This is a genomic window from Kitasatospora sp. NPDC054939 (assembly GCF_053610105.1).
This window is the reverse complement of record NZ_JBSGXP010000047.1, coordinates 1-21,928: the sequence shown is the minus strand read 5'-3', so window position 1 is coordinate 21,928 and position 21,928 is coordinate 1. Positions and strand designations below refer to the sequence as shown.

General features: G+C 75.1%; 17 protein-coding genes. 16 read left to right on the top strand and 1 reads right to left on the bottom strand.

Annotated features, from left to right (window positions below; genetic code table 11):
- The first annotated feature begins 8 nt into the window (after positions 1-8).
- The 15 genes from ACWGB8_RS15960 to ACWGB8_RS15890 all read left to right on the top strand — a co-directional run bounded on the left by ACWGB8_RS15960 (position 9) and on the right by ACWGB8_RS15890 (position 19,729).
- Positions 9-506, top strand: a complete 498-nt coding sequence (locus tag ACWGB8_RS15960; protein WP_452214065.1) for a hypothetical protein — start codon at positions 9-11, stop codon at positions 504-506.
- Positions 503-907, top strand: coding sequence for a hypothetical protein (locus ACWGB8_RS15955; protein WP_452214063.1), 405 nt, complete (start codon positions 503-505; stop codon positions 905-907). Before ACWGB8_RS15960 ends, ACWGB8_RS15955 begins: the two co-directional genes overlap by 4 nt.
- Positions 898-2,718, top strand: a complete 1,821-nt coding sequence (locus ACWGB8_RS15950) for a hypothetical protein (protein ID WP_452214061.1) — start codon at positions 898-900, stop codon at positions 2,716-2,718. The genes ACWGB8_RS15955 and ACWGB8_RS15950 overlap by 10 nt, the downstream gene beginning before the upstream one ends.
- Positions 2,718-3,098, top strand: a complete 381-nt coding sequence (locus tag ACWGB8_RS15945) for a hypothetical protein (RefSeq protein ID WP_452214060.1) — start codon at positions 2,718-2,720, stop codon at positions 3,096-3,098. Before ACWGB8_RS15950 ends, ACWGB8_RS15945 begins: the two co-directional genes overlap by 1 nt.
- Positions 3,098-3,646, top strand: a complete 549-nt coding sequence (locus ACWGB8_RS15940; protein WP_452214059.1) for a hypothetical protein — start codon at positions 3,098-3,100, stop codon at positions 3,644-3,646. The genes ACWGB8_RS15945 and ACWGB8_RS15940 overlap by 1 nt, the downstream gene beginning before the upstream one ends.
- Positions 3,639-4,988: a baseplate J/gp47 family protein gene (locus ACWGB8_RS15935; protein ID WP_452214057.1), complete on the top strand. Its 1,350-nt coding sequence runs from the start codon at positions 3,639-3,641 to the stop codon at positions 4,986-4,988. Before ACWGB8_RS15940 ends, ACWGB8_RS15935 begins: the two co-directional genes overlap by 8 nt.
- On the top strand, positions 4,985-9,133 hold the full coding sequence (locus ACWGB8_RS15930; protein WP_452214055.1) for a LamG-like jellyroll fold domain-containing protein: 4,149 nt from the start codon (positions 4,985-4,987) through the stop codon (positions 9,131-9,133). Before ACWGB8_RS15935 ends, ACWGB8_RS15930 begins: the two co-directional genes overlap by 4 nt.
- Positions 9,130-9,732 (top strand): hypothetical protein, encoded by a 603-nt coding sequence (locus ACWGB8_RS15925; RefSeq protein ID WP_452214054.1) that lies wholly within the window; start codon positions 9,130-9,132, stop codon positions 9,730-9,732. Before ACWGB8_RS15930 ends, ACWGB8_RS15925 begins: the two co-directional genes overlap by 4 nt.
- A 31-nt stretch (positions 9,733-9,763) precedes the next feature.
- Positions 9,764-11,464 carry a hypothetical protein gene (locus ACWGB8_RS15920; RefSeq protein ID WP_452214052.1) on the top strand — a complete coding sequence of 567 codons (1,701 nt, stop codon included), beginning with the start codon at positions 9,764-9,766 and terminating at the stop codon, positions 11,462-11,464.
- Positions 11,465-11,499: 35 nt separating this feature from the next.
- Entirely contained in the window at positions 11,500-12,783 is a 1,284-nt protein-coding gene (locus ACWGB8_RS15915; RefSeq protein ID WP_452214050.1) for a hypothetical protein, read from the top strand.
- Positions 12,784-12,820: 37 nt separating this feature from the next.
- A complete protein-coding gene (locus ACWGB8_RS15910; protein ID WP_452214048.1) occupies positions 12,821-14,263 on the top strand; it encodes a hypothetical protein in 1,443 nt (480 codons plus the stop codon).
- 679 nt (positions 14,264-14,942) lie between these two features.
- On the top strand, positions 14,943-15,890 hold the full coding sequence (locus ACWGB8_RS15905; protein ID WP_452214046.1) for a hypothetical protein: 948 nt from the start codon (positions 14,943-14,945) through the stop codon (positions 15,888-15,890).
- A 412-nt stretch (positions 15,891-16,302) separates the two neighbouring features.
- On the top strand, positions 16,303-16,890 hold the full coding sequence (locus ACWGB8_RS15900; protein ID WP_452214044.1) for a hypothetical protein: 588 nt from the start codon (positions 16,303-16,305) through the stop codon (positions 16,888-16,890).
- A gap of 63 nt (positions 16,891-16,953) precedes the next feature.
- Entirely contained in the window at positions 16,954-17,613 is a 660-nt protein-coding gene (locus ACWGB8_RS15895) for a hypothetical protein (protein WP_452214042.1), read from the top strand.
- A 10-nt stretch (positions 17,614-17,623) separates the two neighbouring features.
- The gene (locus ACWGB8_RS15890; RefSeq protein WP_452214040.1) at positions 17,624-19,729 is read left to right on the top strand and encodes a hypothetical protein; all 2,106 of its coding nucleotides are present in this window, start codon (positions 17,624-17,626) and stop codon (positions 19,727-19,729) included.
- A gap of 63 nt (positions 19,730-19,792) precedes the next feature.
- Here ACWGB8_RS15890 and ACWGB8_RS15885 read toward each other — a convergent pair whose 3' ends face one another.
- Complete coding sequence (locus ACWGB8_RS15885) at positions 19,793-20,791, bottom strand: Acg family FMN-binding oxidoreductase (protein ID WP_452214038.1); 999 nt, start codon at positions 20,789-20,791, stop codon at positions 19,793-19,795.
- A gap of 518 nt (positions 20,792-21,309) precedes the next feature.
- On the opposite strand from ACWGB8_RS15885, the gene ACWGB8_RS15880 reads away from it, so the two are divergent.
- Positions 21,310-21,891, top strand: a complete 582-nt coding sequence (locus ACWGB8_RS15880) for a flavodoxin family protein (protein ID WP_452214036.1) — start codon at positions 21,310-21,312, stop codon at positions 21,889-21,891.
- Positions 21,892-21,928 lie beyond the last annotated feature (37 nt).

The window sequence follows — 21,928 nt, the reverse complement described above, 5'->3', positions numbered from 1 at the left end:
TCACCGGTGTGAACATTCCCGTCCTGATCGGGGCGGTGCCGCTGTTCACGGTCACCAGCCTGACCCTCAACGAGGGGTACCAGGTCGCCCGGATCGCCGGCAGCAAGCTGGCCCAGCTGGTGTCGCCGACGGTCCGGACGATCTCGGTCGAGGCGGTGCTGGTGGGGCAGAGCCGGCTGGTCTACAAGAAGGGCCTGGAGGCGATGGCCCTGACCTCGCGGGTCCTGGCGCCGGCCGCCGCCCCCCTGATGAACCTCGCCGGTCTCCCGGTGGTCTGGGGGATGACCATCAGCCTCGACATGCAGATCACCAGCCTGAAGTTCACCCAGTCCAACCAGAAGCGCGACGCCATCGACGTCAGCATCACGCTGGAGCACGTCCCGCGCTCCAGCATCACCGCCGCCCTCGGCGAGGCCATGGACCTGTTGCTGGCCGCCGGGCTGACGGCGGCACCCAGCGTGAGCGGCATGGTGCCGGTGGGACGCCAGTTGGGAGGCTCGCTGTGAGCGCGCTCGACTTCCGTCGACTGCCCGTCGAGCCCGACGAGGGCCTGCCCCAGGCGTTCAGCTGCCCGATCGGCGGCGTCGGCTACGACTTCGGGCTCTACGCCGCGATGCACGCCGGCGCGGACGACCCGCCGGAGACCGTCTACGACCTGGCCGCACCGGGCCGGATCAGCGAGGCGACCGCCCCGCCCGGCTACCTCGTCCTGCGAGTGGTCGGCCCCGGCCCGGACGGGCCCCGGGTGCTGTTCCTGCGCAAGCTGGTGGCGGAGCCCGAACTCGTCCACCACGCCGACCGGCTGGCGATCCGCCTGCTGGAGGCCAGGCTGGCCCGCGGCAACCTCAACGGGCGCGGCCACTTCGGCAGCCGGATCGTGATCGGGGTGGCGCTGCGATGGGCGTGATCCTCTGGTACCAGGTCGAGTTCCCGAAGCTCAAGCTGAAGGTGTCCAACAACATCGCCAGCGAGGCGGCACTCAGCGACGCCGAGATCACCGTCAAGTACGGCCTGGGGCAGCCGGGCCGGTTCGACCTCCACTTCGCCGCCCTGCCGCTGTCGGCCCAGCGGGCGCTCGGCAGCGAGCTCTCCGGGGAGCGGGGCGAACGGAAGGGCGGTACCGAGATCACCATCACGCTCGGCTACCTCGAATCGTCCGGCTCCCGCAAGGCCGTCCTCACGGGCCGGGTGGACTCGATGACCGTCTCCAAGCGGCTCCCGCCCCTCGGCGTGCGCCTGAGCGGTTACGAGGAGGCCTCCTTCAAGCTGATCACCACCCGCAAGGTCGACGACCGGGGCGCCAGACCCGAGATGGCCAGGGCCGTCGAGGAGGACACCACCCCCGCGAAGGTCGCCGCCCGCATCGTCAAGGCCGCCGAGGTGGAGCTGGCCGAGAAGGCGACCCCGACCGAGCCGCAGCGCCCCAGTATCAACGTCGACGCGCCGAACGCCTTCGGCCTGCTGGAGGAGCTCGCCCGCCAGTACGACGCCGAACTCCTCGTCCAGGACGGCAAGGTGCAGTTCGGCACCGCCGTCACCTACCCGCCCTCGTCGGGCCTGCCCGTGGTGCCCAACCCGGCGGCCGTCCTCGCCCTGATCAGCGGCGAGGACAGCCTGCTCGCACCCCGGGGCATGACCACCGCCCGGCTGGCCGAGTTCCAGCCGATCCAGGTCGGTGCCACCGGCAAACAGCGGGTGGTCTCCGACCTGCCGGAACGCTCCTCGGTGTCGGCCTTCGACTTCACCGTGCTCGGCCTGCCCGAGCTGCGGGCCGGGCAGCGGGTGGCGGCGAGCGTCCAGGGCTACGAGAACCCGCTGGAGGGGTTCCGGATCCTTGAGCTCACCCATTCCTTCTCCACCAGCGCCGGCTACGTCTGCACCGGACGGGCGGCCGCCTTCCAGGAGAAGGGCGGCAACCGGTGCAACACCGAGGCCGCCCGCAAGGCCGGCCCGCTGGCGATCGTCGAGGCCATCGCCAGCAAGATCCGCGACGAGCACAAGCTCGCGCCGTCGGTCGACGTCGGCGACGTGAGCGGTGCCAAGCCCGACGAGCGGGTGGCGAGCCTGCGCTACGGGCAGGGCCAGGCCGAGGACATGGTCGCGCCGGTCTCGCCCAGCGTCGACCTGTCCGTCGTCCCCGGCGGTCCGACGCTCGGCGACAAGCCGTTGGCCTCGGCGTTCGCGTGGCACAAGGTCGGCCTGTCCGTCCCGGTCTACGAGGGCATGCGCGCCCTGCTCAACGAGGTCCGCGACGAGCGTGAGGACACCGTCGTCACCGGCTTCCTGTGGGCCAACGAACCGGCGATGGACCGCCCGAGGTCGCGGGCCGGCGACTGGTGGCTCTGCCTGCCCACCGAACTCGCACCGGGCACCCCCCGCCCGACGGGGAAGGGCGCGAACGACCTCACCGGAGCCGACGGCCGCCGGGTCGTGGAGGCGATCGGACTCAAGCTGTCGGTCGGCCGGAAGAACTGCTCCGACGTCGGAGAACGGCCCACCGAGGGCCCGGCGGAGGAGTTCCTGCTCAGCCACGCCTCGGGCACCGAGGTGCGGATCGACGAGAACGGGGGCGTCACGGTCACGTCCGCCAAGGGCGCCGAGGTGCGGATCGACAAGAACGGGGGCGTCACGGTCACGTCCGCCCGGGGCGAGAGCGTGACCCTCACCGACGGCCAGGTCAGCCTCACCGTCGGGAACGGGAAGGTGGCGATCAGCTGATGGCACTCGTCCTCGTGGAGGGTGCGACCCTCCTCTGCTCGCACGGCGGGCAGACCAAGCTCCTCGGCGGCGACCAGAAGGTCACCGTGCAGGGCCGCGGCGTGCTCCTCGGCGGCGCGGAGGCGGGCTTCACCTTCGGGGCGACCGAGGTCCCCGCCCCCGGCATGGTCACGCCCTGTCCGGCGAAGCAGCCGGCCACCGGCGCACCCCAGCCGTGCGTCCTCGTCGGGCCGGCGTCCCCCGCCGGACTGGCCGCCAAGCTCACCGTCGGCGGCCGGCCGGCGCTCCTCGCGAGCGCGACCGGCACCACCGCGAGCGGCCTGGGACCCGGCACCTGGAGTGTCGCCGACCCCGGCCAGACCGTCCTGGAGGCGAGCTGATGACCGACCTCGGGACCCTCGTGCCCGGCACCGAACTGCCCGGTGTCCCCGACTTCCGCCCGCCCGTCCTGTCGGGCCCGCCCGAGCCCGGCACCCCCAGCCTCGGCCGCAGCCTCCGGGCCGACGCCGGCGACCTGGTCATCGACGAACTGACCGGCGGCCCGGCCATGGTCGAGGGCCTGGACGCGCTCGCCCAGGCCCTCGTCCTCACCGTCGAGACCCAGCTCGGCAGCGACCGGCTCAACACCGGCTTCGGCTTCGACCGCCTCGCGGTGGGCCGGTACGCGCTCGGCGTCCACGCGCGCAAGGAGTACATCAAGATGCAGCTGGTCCGCTGCCTGAGCGCCGACCGCCGCGTCACCGACGTACGGGAGGTCTTCTTCGAGGACGACCCGCGCTTCTTCGAGCTCCGTCCGGCGCTGGACGACGCGGCCCGCGAGCGGATCGTCGGGGTCACCCGGGCCCGTCGCGCCTACACCGTCTACGTCATCCTCGAAACCGTCGCCGGCTCCACGCTGACCCTTGAGTCGGGAGGACGCCTTGACTGACCAATCCTCGACCGACCGCGCCCCGACCGACGGGTTCGGCGTCACCGCGGACGGCTTCGTGATCAAGGGCATCGACCGCATCGTCGCCGACCAACAGGCCCGCGCCCGGGCCATGTTCGGCAGCGACGTCGACCTCACCTCCGGCAGCGCCCTGCGCAAGGTGCTGGACGCCGCCGCCGTCCACGTGCACGAGCTCTGGCGCGGCCTGGAGGACCAGTACTACGCCAACTTCGCCACCACCGCCCAGGGCCCGAGCCTCGACCTGCTCGGCACCGACCTCGGCCTGGAGCGGCGCCGGCTCCAGGCCGCCGGCACGGTCACGATGACCCTCACCGGCCTCGACCCCGGGCGCCCGCTCGTCCTGCCGCAGGGCACCATCCTCGAAGCCCCGGCCACCGAGGACACGCCCAGGACCACGCTGCGGACCACCACGGCCGTCCGGCTGACCGCCGACGCACCCCCCGCCACGGTCGCCGTCCGGGCCGTCCCGCGCGGCCTGGCGGGCAACGTCCCGGCCGGCCGGGAGCTGCGGCTGGAGCCCCTCTGGGCCCGGGCCCACCTCAACCTGGGGCCCGCGGAGATCACCGTCACCTGCCCCGAGGCGATCGGCGGCGGCGAACTCCTCGAACCCGACGACGTCTACCGGGCCCGCCTGCTCGGCGTGCCACGCACCCTGTGGACGCAGGACGCCGTCCTGGCACAGATCCTGGACATCCCCGGCGTGCGCGACGCGGCGATCTTCGACCCGCTCGGCGGCGTCGACGCCTCCCGCAGCCGCTTCGGCACCTACCGCTTCGGCCAGCGGGCCTTCTCCGCCGGGCGGCCCACCGGATCGCCGTACTACTTCGACGTGGTCGTGGCCGTCGAACCCGGCTGGCCCTGGCAACGCGAGGACGGCGGCATCCCGCCCGTCCACGACGCCGTGGTCGAGGCCGTCCGGCAATGGCGGCCGGTCTCGGTCTTCCCGAACATCAAACCCGCCAACCAGGTCGACGTCGGCATCCGCGCCACCCTCGTCGTCCAGGCCGGGCACGACCCGGACGCCATCCGGGGCGAGATCCTCGCCGCCGTCACCGCCGGGGTGGACCGGCTGCGGATGGGCCGGGGCGTCCTGCACTCCGACCTCGTGCTCACCGTGCGCTCCACCGCCGGCGTGGTCGACGTCCAGAACCTGCGACTGCGCCGCGGCGCCCCCGCCTTCGCCGACATCGGCTTCGGCGGGGCCGACTTCGGGAGCGCCGAGGAACTGTCCGTCGGCGAGAACCTGCGGCTGGCACCCGACGAGATCGCCCGGTTCGCGCTCGACAGCCCGCTCATCGACATCCAGGTGGCAGTCCAATGACCGCGGAGTTCCTCGACATCATGTGCGGCGGCCTCACCCCGGCCTACGACCGGGGTGCGGAGCGCCTCACCGTAGCCCTCCGCACGAACCGGGACGGGACCCTGCACGCCGTGTACGACTCCGGCTTCCAGGCCTACCAGCGCCGCTGGAACCGGCTGCCGGACTCCCCCCGCCTCCTGCTCGCTCCCCGCGACGCCACTACCGAACCGCTCGTCGTGGAGGTCCTCTTCACCCGCCCGCCCGGGTCGGACGAGCAGCACGTGACGGTCCGCTTCCCGGCCGGCTGGCCGGCCGGGCAGGCCACGGTGGTGGAACCGCCCGGCGGCGCCGGTCTCACCCACCGGGTACGGCTGACGAGGATCAGGCCCCTCCGCCCGGCCCCGCAGGCGGCGGCGGACTGGGAGGCCACCGTCCTCCTCGGCAACCTCGCCAAACTCCTCTGGGTGATCGGCTCCGACTACGAGGACCTCACCCGCCGCCTGGCCGAGGTGTCCGCCCAGCGCTACGCCCACCGCGCCCACGGGGCCAGCCTCGACCTGATCGGCCGGGACCTCGGTGCGCCCCGCTTCCCGCCCCGGCCGCACACCTGGGACGGGCGGACCGTCGCGCTCTACCACCTCGACGACACGGCCGCGCCCGGCACCGGGGTCACGGAGGTCGCCGACGCGGCCGCGCGGTTCGGCGCCACCCCCCACCACGGGCGCAACGAGGGCGCGCTCGCCGGGCGGACCGGCCGGTTCTCGGCGGCCTTCGAGTTCACCGGGACGAGCAGTGTCACGATCGACCCCGACCCGGCGTTCGACACCGGCCCGGACACCTCGCTCACCGTCGAGGCCGTCGTCCGGCCCGCCCGGACCGTGCCCGCAATCGGCACGCGCAGCGGCCCCGGCAGCGAGGCCGGGGCCGTCATCGCCAAGCGTGCGCTGCTCGACTCCGCGGCCTCGCCCGGCTGGTCACTCACCGTCGGACGCTTCCGCGGCGTCGACCGGAACCTGAGGCTCTCCCTCGCCGACGACGCCGGTCGCACGGTCGACCTCTTCGCCGACCGCGACCTCGGCGACGGCCCCTTCCACCACGTGGCCGCCGTGGTCGAACGTCTGCGCCACCTCCCGGGAGCAGCGGACGAGCCCCGGCCGGCCTCGGTCCGCCTGCACCTCGACGGCGTCGAGGTCGCCCGACGACGACTGGACCGGCTCGGCGCGCTCACCAACGACCGGCCCGTCGTCCTCGGCCTCGGACGGGAGGAGACGCCCACCGGGACGACCGGGGCCGGATTCACCGGCCTGCTGGAGGAGGTCCGGATCTCCCGCACCGCCCGCGCGGGCTTCGACCCCGTCACGGGCGAGAGCGACCGGCACTACCGGATGCGGCTGGAGCTCTTCCAGCGCTGGCTGGTGCCCACGGCCGACTCCCTGCGCCGGGCACTCAATCGCCCCGGCCCCGACGGGGAGGCCCAGCCGGGCATCGAGCTCGACGAGACCGCCGGGCGGCCCCACACGGGCACCCTGGAGCTGCGGATCCTGCCGCGCCCGCTCGGCCGGGGCCAGAGCATCACGGCCGACGGCGACCAGCGCGCCACGGAGGCCGAGACCGTCGGCACCGCCGAGGACGAACCCGACTTCGACCCGGGCTGGCTCTGCCACCACGAGGGCCGGGCCGGCCTCGACCTCGGCCCGGACCCCGGCGGCGTGCTGATGCACATCGGTGTCAGAGACGCCCTGGACGCCCTGCTCGACCGCCTCGTCGGCCTGCCCGGGACACTGCACGTCCTGCGCGCCCACGACCCGGCCGCCACCGACGTGCACCGGGTCGGACGGGCGCTGCTCCTGCGCCACACCGCCCTGCCCGCCGGCGAACTCGCCGTGCACGCCCACGCCGCCGGCTTCGGCTGGGTCCGGCACGCCCACGAGGGCCTGGTGCACGCGGCCCAGCCACCCGGCCCGGCGTTCCGCATCCTGGCCGGCCCGCCCGGCCGGCGGGTGCGGGTGCGCGACTCCGTGCCCCTCGGCCTCGAACCGAGCCCGGCCCGGCTCGCCGGCGCCGGCGTCCGCTGGTCCGTCACCCGCTCCGGCCCGGGCGAGGCCACCGTCGGCCAGGGCGTCCCGGCCGTACTGACCGCCGTGGCCGCCGGGGACGTGACCGTCCAGGTGGAGGTCGCCCGCGCCGGCCACGTCCGCGGCGGCAGCCTCGCCCTGCGGATCAGCCCCGCCGCCGACGAGTTCGCCCCCGGCGGGTCGATCGACCGCTCCGGCCGGACCGGAGTCACCGAGGAACAGGCCGCCGGGCCGCGCACGGAGGACTTCGAACCCGCCAACCTGCTGGTCCGCACCGATGATCTGACCGGCACCCGCCGCACCGTGGACTACGGCGAGGACCCGGCCCACCGCAGGATGCAGAGCGTCACCTCCCGCGCCCTGGACCGGCTGCTCGACCTCCTTCCCGCGAACGGCCGCCTCGTGGTGGCGGCCGGCTTCGCCCCCGACGCGGCCGGCCTGCGTGCCCAGGGCCGGGCGCTGGAACTGCGGCACACCGAACTGCCCGCCGGCGAACTGGCCGTGCTGGCCTTCGACGCCGGGTTCGACTACGTGAAGGTCGCCCGGCCGGACCCGCCGACAGGGCGCGTCATCGAGGTCGCGGTCGCCGCGGGAGAGCCGATCGAGGTGCGCGGCCCCGCCGAACTCGCCGTCGGCGAGAGCGCGACGGTCGCCGCCGAGCCGCACGCCTCGCCCGTCGACGCCTGCTTCACCCCCGACGGCGCCCGCTTCCACCTCTCCGAACCCGGCAGCCACCGCATCGCGACCTTCACCGTGGCGGCCGGTCGCCCCGGTGACTTCCCCGGGCTCACCTTCGCCGGCTCCACCCCGGTCACCCCCTTCCCGGGACCACTCGCCCTGGTCGGCGGCCGGCTGTACGTGGCGCACGGGCCCGGCGGGTCCGTCTCGGTGCTCGACCCGGTCACCCTCGCCCCCACCGCTCCCGCCCTCGTCGGGCCCCGCCCCGTCGCCCTGGGCACCGACGGCACGCGGCTCTACGTCGCGTACGCGGGTGACGGGACGCTGCGCGCCTACGACCCGCAGGTCCAGCCGCCGGCTCCCAGTACCGCGACGCTCCCGGCCGCGCCGCGCGGGCTCGCCGTCAGCGCGAGTGCCCCCGTCCTCGCCGTCCTGCTCGACGGCGGCCGGTTCTGCCGGCTCTCCCGGGCCGACCTGCAGCAGCAGGGCCCCGTCATCAGCACGGGAACGGGCACCGAGACCCTGGGCGCGGCCTTCACCCCGGACGGGACCAAGCTGTACGTGGCCCGCCGCAGCACCGGCACGGGCGGCGGCACCGTGTCCGTCCAGGTCTACCCGGCCGGCGCGACCACGCCGAGCGCCACCATCGGCGGCTTCCCGCCCACCACCGTCCCGCTGACCCTGCGTGCCGCCCCCACCGGCCGACACCTGTACGTGGCGACCGCGGGCTCGGACTCGGCGGCCGGGCGCGTCCACGTGATCGACACGACCACCGACACCCTGCTGCCCCGGGCCCTCGATCCCGGTGGCGACTGCCGCGCCCTCGCCGTCGGCCCGGCCGCCGCGCCGTACGCGCCGTGCCTGCTGGCCGCCCCGCAGGGCGGGGCAGGCGTGCTGCTCGCCGACCCGGCGCCCCTGGGACAGTCCCCACCCAGGCCACCGCGGCTGGTGTCCCGCCAGGTGCTGGGCCCCGGCGGCAAACGGGCGCTCTCCTGGTCGGTCGGCCCGTCGTCACCCGGCCGGGCGGCGGTCGCCTCGCCCACCGACCCGGTCACCAGGGTCGAGGGCCGGGCGCCCGGCACCGTTCCGGTCCGGGCGAGCTACCTCCCGGGTGACGGGCTGCGGCCCTACCAGTGCGAGGTCCGGCTCGCGGGGGCCCGCGACGGGGACGACCGGGTCGTCCTCAGCAAGGACCGCTACGACCTGGTGCTGAACATCCTCAACTGGTTCCACCCGATCGGCGTGGAGTTCCGTACCGAACGGCTGCGCGCGCACGTCCGGGAGCTGTCGGGCGAGGAGGCCGACACCGACGTGCTTCCGGCCTACACCTTCCCGACCTACCACCGCTCGAACGAGCTCCCCTCCCGATCCCCCGCCCGATTCCTCCGACCGGACAAGGACGACGAACGATGACCGACGAATACGTCCCCAAGTTCTCCCACACCGACTGGATCGACAACGAGGACCGGGTCCAGGCGGGCGGGGAGAAGGGCATCAACATCCGCTTCCACAACCTGGAGGACGAGTTCAAGACCCTCGCGGACGGGCACCTCAACCCGCTGATCCGGTCGCTGGCCCCGCAGGAGTCCTTCCTCTCCCTGGTGCCCACCCTCACCCCGACCCGGGTACCCGCGAGCGGTGCGGCGCCGCCCCCCACACCCTGGGTGGTGGCCACCGACCAGGCACAGAAGGTGGCGGACGCCACGGAGGCCCACGGCATCATGAACGTCGTCCTCCCGGAGGGGGTCGAGCTCAGGTCGCTCCTGGTACTCGGCACCAGGCCGCCGAACGACACCGGCCTCATCACCGTGACCCTGCGCCGGAAGGACTTCTCCGGGGCCGGGGCGGAGGACCTCGTCAGGGTCACCGCCCTGAACGCCTCGACCCCGGTGCCGGTGGCCGCGGTCGTCACCAACAAGACGCACCGCTACTTCATCACCGCGGACCTCAGCGGGGCGGCGTCCAACGGGGAGTCCGTCAAACTCTCCTGCTTCCAGATCACGTACCGGTGATCATCCGACAATCAGCGAACGGGGTGGCGAGATGTCTCTCGGACCTCCGCAGACCCAGGCAGACTCCTCCAGCACCTTCGACCCGGGGCAGGAGACCCCGCAGATCAACTTCGGCGTGCACGGCTCCAACGGGGACGGACCGGGTCTCCTCGGCAGTAGTGCCACCCGGGCCACCACGGGGCCCGGCTCCGACGGCGCCATCGAGCGGGGGGCGGGCGTCCTGGGCGTCAACGTCGCCGCCCAGGGCATCGGTGTCCACGGCTTCTGCGGCCAGGGCACCGGGGTCTCGGGGAGGGGCGGCGGCGACAACCCGGGTGTGTCGGGAAAGGCGACGGCCGGGCCGGGGGTGTCCGGCACGAGCGCGAAGGGGCCCGGGGTGTCGGGCGCCAGCGGCCAGGGGGTGGGCGTGCTGGGCCGGGGTGCGGGCTTCGCGGCCGGCGTGTCCGGGGCCGGGGAGAGCGGCCCGGGGGTGGAGGGCGTGAGCGAGCGGGGGACGGGCGTCAGAGGCGTGAGCACCAACGTCGACGAGGCCGGGGTGAGCGGGACCGACCACGAGGGCACCGGGGTGCTGGGCAACAGCGACTCGGGCCCCGGCGTCGCGGGGGTCAGTAGGAACGGCGTCGGCATGGAGGGCTTCGGCGGTGGTTCCTCCGCCGGTGTGGCGGGGTCGGGTTCCGGTGGTCCGGGGGTGTCCGGGCAGAGCGAGACCGGTCCCGGGCTGCTGGGCAGGAGTACCCAGGGTGTCGGCGCCTCGGGTACCGGCGGTGGTTCCTCCGCGGGTGTGTCGGGTACGGGCACGGCTGGTCCGGGGGTGTCCGGGCAGAGTCAGACCGGTCCCGGGCTGCGCGGCACCAGCGCGCAGGACGCCGGAGTCTCCGGCAGCAGCGGCGGCGCCGGGCCGGGCGTGATCGGGGCCAGTACGAGCGGGCCCGGCGTCAGCGCCACCAGCCAGACGGGAAGTGGGATGCTCGCCAGCACCCCGGGCGCCGGCACCGGGATCTTCGCCACCAGCTTCGACGGCCTCGCCGTGCTCGGCCGCAACGGCCACTCCGACACCGAGGATTTCGGGTTCGGGTTCGCGCCCAACACCGGCCCGGCGGTGATGGGCGCGAGCTTCCACGGCGCAGGCGTCCACGGTATGAGTCTGAACGGCATCGGGGTCAGGGCGGAAGGCGTGACAGGACTCGTCGCCCAGGGCAGCACCCTCGGCGCGCGGATCGTGGGCAACGTCGTCATCACCGGAAGCCTCAGCAAGGGCGGTGGCGGGTTCCGGATCGATCACCCGCTGGACCCGGAGAACCGCTTCCTCTCCCACTCCTTCGTGGAGTCGCCGGAGATGAAGAACGTCTACGACGGTGTGGTGACCCTGGACGCCGACGGCCGGGCGGAGGTGAGCCTGCCGGAGTGGTTCGAGGCGCTCAACGAGTCCGTTCGGTACCAGCTGACGCCCGTGGGGGCGGCGGCGCCCGAACTGCACGTGAGTCGGAAGCTGGCCGACAACAGCTTCTCGATCGCGGGCGGCGACGCGGGCCTGGAGGTGTGCTGGCAGGTCACCGGTGTCCGCCGCGACGCCTGGGCCCGGGCCAACCCGGTCGGCGGGGAGGAGGAGAAGGCACCGGAGGAATGCGGCCTCTTCCTCTACCCCGAGGCCTTCGGGGAGCCGCCCGAGCGGTCGATCGCCGCGGCGCGCGACCCGGAGACGGTGGTGCGGACCACGGAGGGCGAACAGTAGGGGCCGGGACCGCTGGTGAGAGAGAGGACGAGACGATGCCCGTCGAACCGCCTGAATCACAGGACGTCCCCAGTGGCTTCGACCCGGGGCAGGAGACTCCGCTGCTCAGGTTCGGGGTCTGGGGCGACAGCGGCGTCGGTCCGGGCGTCATCGGCAGCACCGGGGAGCCGGCCCCGAGCGGCCCGCAGGGCGGGGCGGGCGTCCTCGGCGTGAGCGTCGCGGAGGGCGGCACCGGGGTGCGCGGCCTCGCCGCACGGGGGAACGGCGTCTCCGGCCGGGGCGGCGGTGCCCACCCGGGTGTCGCCGGCGCAGCCGTGGACGGTCCGGGCGTGGTGGGCGTCAGCGAGCACGGGACCGGAGTGTCCGGGGTCGGTGGGGGCGCCGAACCGGGGGTGGCCGGTTCCGGGACGGCAGGTCCGGGCGTGGCCGGCAGCAGTACCCGCGCCGCCGGTGTCTCCGGCGTCAGCACCACGGGCGCCGGGGTGACGGGCCACAGCGTCCAGGGGGCGGGGGTGGGCGCGACCAGCCAGAGCGGCAGCGCGGTGGCGGCGACGAGCGGCAGCGGCGCGGCGGTGCGGGCCGTCAGCAGCACGGGTACGGCCGTGTCGGCGCGCAGCGGGCTCCTGCTGACCCCGTTCGGTGTCGACGACCTCGGTGATCCGGGCGACGTCCTGCTGGGCATCGTGATTCCGCCCGCCACCCCGCCGCCGGCCATCGAGGGCGTCGGCGTCCGTGGCGCCGGCGTGGTGGCCTCCAGCTTCCGGACGGTGGGGGTCATCACCGGCGGGCCGGTGGGGATCATGGCCACCGGACGGCCCGTGGCGGGGCAGTTCAACGGGAACGTCCATGTGACGGGCGTGTTGACCAAGGGCGGCGGCGGCTTCCGGATCGACCACCCGCTCGACCCGGAGAACCGCTTCCTCGCCCACTCCTTCGTCGAGTCGCCGGAGCGCAAGAACGTCTACGACGGCACGGTCACGCTCGACGGACAGGGCCGGACCACGGTCGAACTGCCCGACTGGTTCGAGGCGTTGAACGCGGACTTCCGCTACCAGCTCACCGCGATCGGCGCGCCGGCACCGGATCTGCACATCGCCCGGGAGATCGGCGGGCGCAGCTTCGAGATCGCCGGTGGCGGTCCCGGACAGCGGGTCAGCTGGCAGGTCACCGGTGTCCGGGCGGACGTCTGGGCGAAGGGGAACCCGCTGGAGACCGAGGAGGAGAAGTCCCCCGCCGAACGCGGCTTCTTCCTCCACCCGGGGGAGCGCGGCGAGCCGCCCGAGCGAGGCCTCGCCGCGGCGCCGCGCCCGGAGCAGTGAACGCGGCGCTCGGTACGACGAGTTGGAGGTGAGGGCGGTGCCGATCAAACCGCCGCAGTCGCAGGATGTGCCGAGTGGCTTCGACCCGGGCCTGGCGGATCCGCCGATCAGGTTCGGGGTGTTCGGGGACAGCGATGTCGGTCCGGGGGTGTTGGGGAGCAGCGGCAGGGCCGCCGGTGACGGCCCCGACGGTGCGATCGAGAGCGGCGCGGGCGTCCTGGGCGTGAACAAGGCCGAGCGGGGGATCGGCGTCCACGGGGTCTGCCCCCAGGGAACGGGTGTCTCCGGCCGCGGCGGTCAGGGACTGCCGGGCGTGGCCGGTACCGCCGACATCGGGCCCGGCGTCTCCGGGGCGAGCGGACTGGGCCCCGGCGTGTCGGGGCGGAGCGGGAGCGGGGCGGGGGTCAGCGGCAGGGGCGGTGGCAACGAGCCCGGCGTGCGGGGTACGGGCGGTACCGGCCCCGGGGTGGAGGGCCAGAGCGCCGACGGGCCGGGGCTGCTGGGGGTCAGCGGCGGGGGACCGGGGGTGGAGGGCCACGGGGCGGGCCCGGCGCCCGGTGTCCGTGGCAGGGGCGCGGCCGGCCCGGGGGTGATGGGCACGAGCGACCAGGGCCCCGGAGTGATCGGGCGTGGAGCCGCAGGCTTCCCGGGGCTCCAGGGCGCCGGGTTCGCCGGGCCGGGGGTGAGCGGCACCAGCGCGCACGGGCCCGGCGTGCTGGGCCGCAGCGAGAACGACCAGCCCGCGGTGCAGGGGATCGCCTCCAGCGCGGCCGCGGTGCAGGGGAACGCCGACGAGGGCCAGGGAGTGGTCGGGCTGAGCCGCCGGGACGTCGGGGTCGCGGGCCACGGAGCCGGCACGGGGGTGTCGGGTATCGGCACCGTGGCCGATGGCGGCGAGAGGCGCGGCGTCGGCGTGTTCGCGTCCGGCGGCACCGGTCTGATCGCCGTCGGTGAGGGCAGCGCGGCCGAGTTCGTCGGGTCGGTCACCATCACCGGTCAGCTGAACAAGGCCGGGGGCGGCTTCCGGATCGACCACCCGCTCGACCCGGCCAACCGCACCCTCGCGCACTCCTTCGTGGAGTCGCCGGAGCGCAAGAACGTCTACGACGGCACGGTCGCCCTCGACGGGGCCGGCGCGGCGACCGTCACGCTTCCCGCGTGGTTCGCCGCCCTCAACGGCCGGCTCTGCTACCAGCTGACCGCGCTCGACCGGGAGGCGCCAGGGCTGCACGTGGTCCGCCATGAGGGCGGCGGCAGCTTCGAGATCCGCGGCGGTGTGCCGGGGGCGGAGGTGTGCTGGCAGGTCACCGGAGTGCGCCGGGACCCGTGGGCGGAGGCCAACCCGCTGGTCGAGGAGGAGGAGAAGGCACCGGAGGAGTGCGGCTACTACCTCACTCCCGAGGCCCACGGCCAGCCGCCCGAGCGCGGGCTGACCGCCCTGCGTCACCCCGGGCGACCCGGGTCGCAGCCCCCCGGATGAGTTGGAGGTGAGGGCGGTGCCGATCAAGCCGCCGCAGTCACAGGACGAGGCCAGTGGTTTCGACCCCGGGCAGGAGAGCCCGCCGATCAGGTTCGGGGTGTTCGGCGACAGCAACGTCGGTCCGGGGGTGCTGGGATGCAGCGGCCTGCCCGCCGGTGACGGCGAGATCCCGGGCGGGGCGGGCGTGGTGGGCGTGAACATCGCCGCCCAGGGCATCGGCGTGCACGGCGTCTGCCGCCGGGGCACGGGCGTCTCCGGCCGGGGCGGCGGCGACGCGGCAGGCGTGTCCGGCCGGGCCGAGAAGGGGCCGGGCGTTGCGGGGACGAGTGCGCAGGGGCCCGGGATCGCGGGGCAGGGCGACCAGGGCCCGGGTGTCCAGGGGCGGGGCGGGGCGTCGTCCCCCGGGGTGTCGGGGGCGGGTGCGGCCGGTCCCGGTGTGTCCGGTACGAGTGGTACGGGGCCGGGTGTCTCGGGGACGGGCGCGGCGGGCCCCGGTGTGTCCGGTACGAGTGGTACGGGGCCGGGCGTTTCAGGGACGAGTGCGCAGGGGCCGGGAGTGTCCGGAACGGGTGGGGAAGGCCCCGGGGTGGACGGGCGGGGCGGGATGGCGTCCGCCGGGGTGACCGGAACGGGCAACGAGGGGCCGGGGGTCGCCGGGACGAGCGTTCACGGCCCCGGGTTGACCGGCGCGAGCGGGATGAGCGTCGGCGTCGAGGGGCAGGGCGGCCGGGGCGCGACGGGAGTGGTGGGGACGAGCGACGAATCCGCCGATGACGAGGGCTTCTTCTCCATCGGTACCGGGGTTCTCGGAATCGTCAGCGAGGGCACCGGTGTCGAGGGCTTCTCCGCGAACGGACCCGGGATGTCGGGCCGAAGCCTGGAGGGTGTGGGGGTGACCGGAAGCAGCGGCGCGCTCGCCGGGGTGTGGGGCTCCAGCGGGGACAACGCGTTCGAGCTCGGCCTCGCCGTCCCTCCGGGGCCCATCGGCGTGGTCGGCGTGGGGGACCTCGGCCTGTTCGCCATCGGTGTCCCCCTGGCCGCCGACTTCATCGGCGACGTCGAGGTGTCCGGCAGCATCAACAAGGCGGCCTGCCAGTTCCGCATCGACCACCCTCTCGATCCCGTGCACCGCACGCTTGCGCACTGCTCCGTGGAGTCGCCGGAGCGCAAGAACGTCTACGACGGCACGGTCACGCTCGACGACGAGGGCCGGGCCACGGTCGAACTGCCCGACTGGTTCGAGGCGTTGAACGAGGACTTCCGCTACCAGCTCACCGCGCTCGGGGCCCCGGCGCCCGAACTGCACATCAGCCGGGAGATCGGCGACAACAGCTTCGACGTCGCCGGCGGCCGTTCCGGGCAGCGGGTGAGCTGGCTGGTCACAGGTGTCCGCGCCGATACGTGGGCACGGGAGCACCCGCTGGTCGTGGAGGAGGAGAAGTCGGCTGCCGGACGCGGGGCCGCCGACACGCTGCCCGCCGGTACCGGTGCGGCCACCCGGCCCCCTCGGCGTGCCCCGACCGGGCGAGTGCCTGCCCCGTCCGCGGACGGCGGACGGGGCAGGCCCCACGTCGGCCTGACGGACCTCCGCGGGCGACGGGGACCCCTGCCCGACACGCCGTCCTGACCCGGCGCCGTCCTCGGCCGCGCCGCCCCCGGCCGTGCCCGGTCCGTCCGTGCGTCATCCGTGAGGAGCAGCGCCGGCGGCCCGGGTGCGGCCGCGTCCCGGAGGTGGACGGGCACCCGCGGTGGGGCGCGTTCCCACGGCCGGAGCCGCTACCGGCCGACACCGCCGTGGCTCCTTCCGCCGCCCGCCCGGCGCTGCGCGACGAGGCGAACCGGTGCAAGCTGACTGTGGCCACGGCCCGGCCGCGGGGACAGTCCCCCGGGAAGCCGTCGGCATCCCCCGTGGCCGCAGTCGGCGGACCACACGCGCGGCCCCCGTGCGCCGCGCCGCGGGGCGGCGGCGGACCCGGACCGGAGCGGAACCCCCGAACCCCCGGCCCGGGCCGCGCCCGCGAACTCCGAGGGAGGACCTCATGACATCACCCACCAACGCGTCACCCGGCGACCCCGAGGGCGCGACCGCCCCACCCCAGAACCTCCGGCTGGAGGCGAACGAGAGGCTCGTGGTCTCGCCGGACTCGCCGCGGTTCGCCGCCGGCTACCGCCAGGTGCGCCCACGGTCGATCGACGAGGTGCGCAAGCTGCTCGGCCCCGTCAACGTACCCGACCACGCCGTCCGGGCGGACCACCTCCGACCGCGCGCCGACGAGCTGACGAAGCGCCTGCTGCGGCCCGAGGACCTGGAGGTCAAGGATCCGATCGCTCGCGGCGAGGCGCGCAAGCTCGCCTACCTGGCCGCCCGCGAATACGTCCACGCGGCCAGCACGGTGTCGTTGAAGCAGTGGCGTCCGGCGATCGACCGGTGGCTCGCCGACGTGCGGCCGATCATTCACATCTTCACCGCCGGGGACATCGACATCGCGGACGGAGCGACGCTCACCCTGTCGGCCAGCACACAGGGACTCGTGGCCCGGCGCATCCGGATGCGCGGCCGCGGCCGCATCGTCTGCCTGGGGAACGTGAAGATCAGCGCCGTCTCGGTCGAGGGCACGCCCGCGTGACGGCGCCGACCCGATTCGTCCGGTACCCGTACAAGGACACGTACAACGAGAGGTTGCGGAACCATGCCTGACATCAACAGCGGCGGCCCGGACGGCGCCGACGGATTTCCCGGGACGGCCGGGGGCCTCGGCGCGACCGGCCAGGTCGGTGACGCCGGAGTAGACCATTGGGTCGGCAGCGATCCACCGGGCGACGGCGGCCTCGGCGGCGACGGTGTGAACGGCGCCGACGGCACGGCCGGCGGCGCCGGAAGGAACGGCAGCAACATCGTCCTGGAGGTGGACGACTTCGTCGTCGGCTTCAACGTCAACACGGGCGGCGGGCGCGGCGGCCGTGGCGGTGACGGCGGCCGTGGCGGTGACGGCGGCTTCGGCGGCGGCGGAGGGGAGCCCGCGCACGACGGCGACCCGGACGGTGACGGCGGCGACGGCGGCGACGGCGGCAACGGCGGCAACGGCGGCCGGGGCGGTGACGGCGGTGACGGCGGCAACATCACCATCGTGGCCAACACCATCACGACCGGAACCGTCAGTGGAACCTCCGCCGGCGGTCCGGGCGGACTCGGCGGCGGCGCCGGGGCCGGTGGGACGGGCGGAGAACCCGGCACCGGCAACAACGCCGGTGCCCAGGGCAGCCCCGGTGCCACCGGCGCGACCGGTGCCTCGGGCATCAGCGGGGCCGACGGTTCCGTCGCCATCATCGAGCGGATCCCCGCCCCGTGACAGGAGAGCCGTGCCGGTCCTGACCCCCACGACGACCCGGCTGGATCACCTGGTCTGCGGGCAGCTGCGGTCACTCGCCGCGGCTGCCCGCCTTCCGCACGCCACGGCCGAGCGGCTCGGAGCGGTGTTCGACGTCCTGACCCGGGAGTCCCTCGACCGTGCGACCGCCGACGCCTATCCGGGCCTGTCCCGCATCAACGCCAACGGCCTCCCGTTCCAGTGGTCGGCCTGCTTCAGCACCGCGGGCCCACCGGCGGCGGTGCGGTTCCTGTGCGAGTCCGGCACCCCGGGGACCGGTGCGCACGAACGGCTGGAGATGTCGCTGGACCGGCTCGGCCGGGCCTGCCGCGTTCTCGGTCTGCCCGGCGTCCCACGCTGGTTCGCACGGGACGTCCTGCCCACCGTCCTGCCGGACGCCACGGACTTTCCGGCGCACTGGCGCAGCGCCCTGTGGACGGGAGTGGGCGCGGCGGGATCCACCGTCGCACTCAAGCCCTACCTCAACCTCTGCCGGGACCGGCCACTCGACCGATGGCGGCGCGTCGGCCTGGTCCTCAGGTCACTCGGCCGGGAGCATGCCCTGGAGCGGCTGTGCGAGCTGTCCTCGCAGGTATCGGCCGGGTCGTGGCCGGTCGGTCTCGCCGTGGACATCACGCCCACGGGCGAACCGGGTCGCGTGAAGACGTACTTCAGGTCCGAGCGCGTGACCGCGGCCTGGTTGCAGCGCTGGTACACCGCCCTCGGCGCGACGGCCCACCTGCCGGCCGTACGCGAGCTGCTCGACGCGTTCCCGCACCCGGACCGGGCCGTCTACCCCGACGGGGCGTTCGTCCTGACCCTGGAGGCCCATCCCGCCGACGGTGTCCTCACGCTCAAGACCGATCTCGCCGTCACCCGGTGGAGCGCGGGCGACGCACCCGTCGCGCGGGCCACCGCCAGGCTGCTCGGCCGCCTCGGCCTGGACCCCGCCGGGCCCGCCGCCACCCTCACCGCCCTGGGCGCACCGTCACCGGCGGAGGAGCGCTGTGATGTCGTCCGCTTCGTCGGCCTCGGGTACGAACCCGACGGCGCGCACCACGTCAACCTCTACCTCGAACCGCCGCCGGCCACCACGGCGGCGGAGTCCCGGATCGACCGGCCCCGGGGCGGAGCGCGCCGTGCGGGCGCCGGGCAGCCGTCCGCCCCGGCCGTGGCCGCCGCCCTTCGCCGCGGCCTCGGTTGGCTGAACCAGGCGCAGCAGCAGGGTCGTTGGACCGACTACACACTGCCGGTGGGTACCGCCGACGCGTGGGTGACGGCCTACGTCCTCGCCCAGCTGTCGGGCCTCCCCGCCGGACCGTCACGAAGTCCCGCCGACACCGCGCTCGGGTGGCTGAGCTCGGCGCGTACCCCGGGCGGAGGCTGGGGCTACAACGGAACCTGCGACGACGACGCGGACTCGACCGGTCTGGCGGTGCAGGCGCTGCGCGCGCGGGGTCTGCCCGTCCCGCCGGGGGCCCTGGCCGTGCTCCGCCGGTGCCGCCACCCCGGCGGCGGGGTCGCGACCTACCCACCCGGCTCGCTCCCCGGTGGGGCGTGGGCCGCACCGACCGCCGACGTGACCGCGACAGCGGTGGCGGGCCTGGGCACGGGAGTGGGCCGGGCGGCCTCCTGGCTCCTCGGACGGCGCGGTGACCACGGCTTGTGGCGTTCGTACTGGTGGCTGACGCCGCTCTACCCGACGGCGTCGTCCCTCGACCTCCTCACCCGCCCGGACCGTCGACCGGCGGCGGACCGGACGCTCGAACCGACCCGCGAGGCGGTGCGCCACTACGTGCCCGACGGCGCCTTCGAGACCGCACTCCTCCTGCGCTGCCGACTCGCCCTGGGAACCCCCGCAGCGTACGAGCCGCTCGGGGACCTCCTCGACGGGCAGGGCCGCGACGGCTCCTGGCCCGCCTCGGCCCACCTGCGGCTGACCACGCCGACCGTCCACGAGCCGTGGAACGCGGCGGACGCCGGCACCGTCCATCTCGACCACCAGGGCATCCTCACCACCGCGACCGTCCTCGGCGCCCTGATGACGGTGGACCCCCGGCATCCCGGCAACCGGCACCAGGGGGTTCCCCGGCCGTGAACTCCTCGCCGGCCACCCGGCAGGCCCCGGCCGGGTGGACGGCAGGGCGCGATGAGGTCCGCCTCACCCGCCGACGGGGCCGTCCGCCTCCAGGACGTCCCGAACGGCCATCCGCGGGGTGGGCGTGCCCTCGGGGCCGTAGCCGAGCCTGAGGAGCATCTGCACGTGCTCGGGCCGCTCGTGGGGCTCGCGGGCCGCCCACCGCAGGTGGGACCACTCCATCGCCTGGTGCAGCAGGGACGCCCGCACACCGCGCACGGTGGCGGCCAACAGGACGTGTTCCAGGGCCAGCCCCGCGCGCAGCCAGTCCTCCGGCCGGTCCCGCGCCGTGGCGAGCACCGCCAGGCACGGACGGCGTTCGAACGTGGCGGAGGCCCGGTGCTCGGCCGGGTGGAGCGCGGTGAAGTCCCGCATCGGCAGGTGGCCCGTGCGGTCCCGGGGGCCGAGCGCGCGCTCGGGAATGCCGTACGGCGGCACGTTCCCGGTGCGGATCCACCGGCGGCTCTCGGTGCGCTGCGCCTCGTCGGTGGTGTTGCGGCGCTCGGCCTCGGCCGTGAGCCCCAGCAGGCGGGCCGTCTCCTCGGGGCCGGGGACGTGGAGCACGGCGCCTTCGGCCCGGGCGGCCGTCGCGAGTTCGTCGAGCACGAACGGCTGGACCGGGTCGCCGGTGAACGGGGTGCGGACGGAGTGCCGGCGCCGGATGGCCTCGTGGAGTTCTTCGGTGCCGGGCAGCCGGACCGCGGCGGGCGTGTCCAGGCCGACGGCCGCGAACAGATCGGGCTCGCCGGGGTCCGGCAGCAGCCGCACCCGCGGTTCCCACCCGAGGTGCCGGGCTGCGACGCGCAGGTTCAGCACCGCGGCGCCGACGGAGATGTGCATCGCCCGCCCCTGCGGGTCGGCCGCGGGGAGTGCGCGCTCACGGGCGGCGCGGACCTCCAGCGTGGCGGTCTCCGGCCGCAGCCGGAAGCGCCAGGGCTGGCTGTTGTGGATCGAGGGGGCGGCGACCGCAGCGGAGATCAGCTTCTCCAGCGCCGTTCCGTCCAGTGCGAGGGTCATGGCCATGGCCGTCTCCAGGGGTAGCGCCTTCGGCCGGTGGCCGGCGGCCTGCGGCGCAGGAGGTCCGGGCGCCGACGGGGCCGACGGGGCCGACGGGGCCGTGGGGCCGTCGGGCCGTCGGGCTCGGATCCACCGCGGGCGACGCGGTCGGCGGGGCGGCTGCTCCGGTGCGGGCCGGTTCGTACGGCGAACGCCCCGGTGCACCGCCGTACCGCTCCGGTCGGTCGGTGGGCTCCTGCCTCACTTCCAGCGTGCACCGTGCGTCGGGCGCCGCGCATGGGCCGGTCGGCACCATTCGGGGGACCGATGGGCACGTGTCCGGCCGGGCTCCGCGGTGGGCAGGCGGTGCGCGGTGGGCGCCGGGTGGCGGGTGGTGTGCGGTGCGCGGTGGGTCGGCGGAGCGGAAGCGCGGTCGACCACCGCGGGCTGTTCGGCGGCAGACCGGGTCCGCACGGCCCATGCCCCGGGCGCGCCCGTCGACCAGGCTGGTGGTGACGAACGGCGGGAACCGGAAAGGGAGAGCCATGCACACCGTGATCGTGTACGAGAGCATGTACGGCAACACGCGCGAGATCGCCGAGGCCGTTGCCGAGGGCGTCCACGCGTCCGACCCGGCAGCGGACGTGGACTGCCTCCCGGTGGCCAGGGCCGACGCGGACCTCACCCGGTCGGCGGACCTCCTGGTGGTGGGCGGGCCCACCCACATGCGCGGCATGTCCTCCGGCCTCAGCCGCCGGATGGCCGCCGCGGCCGAGGGCAGGAAGGAGGGCAGCGAGGACGCCGCGGCCGAGGCACGCGAAACCGCCGCGGGACCGGGCCTGCGGACCTGGTTCCACCGGCTGCCGGAGAGCCGACCCGGGACGCACGCCGCCGCCTTCGACACCCGGGGCTCCGCCGCGGGCAGCGGTGGCGCTGCCCCGGGCATCGCCCGCCGGCTCGCCCACCACCGCTACGACGTCGTCGCCGAACCCGAGGGCTTCGTCGTCGAGGACGCCGACGGCCCGCTCCGCGAGGGCGAACTCGACCGCGCCCGCGCCTGGGGCGATTCCCTCGTCCGGCGTTCGACCACCGTGCCCGGCGGACCTTCCGGGGCTGGGAGGTCGTAGCAGGGCGCCGACGGCCTCCGGGCTCCGGAGGCCGTCG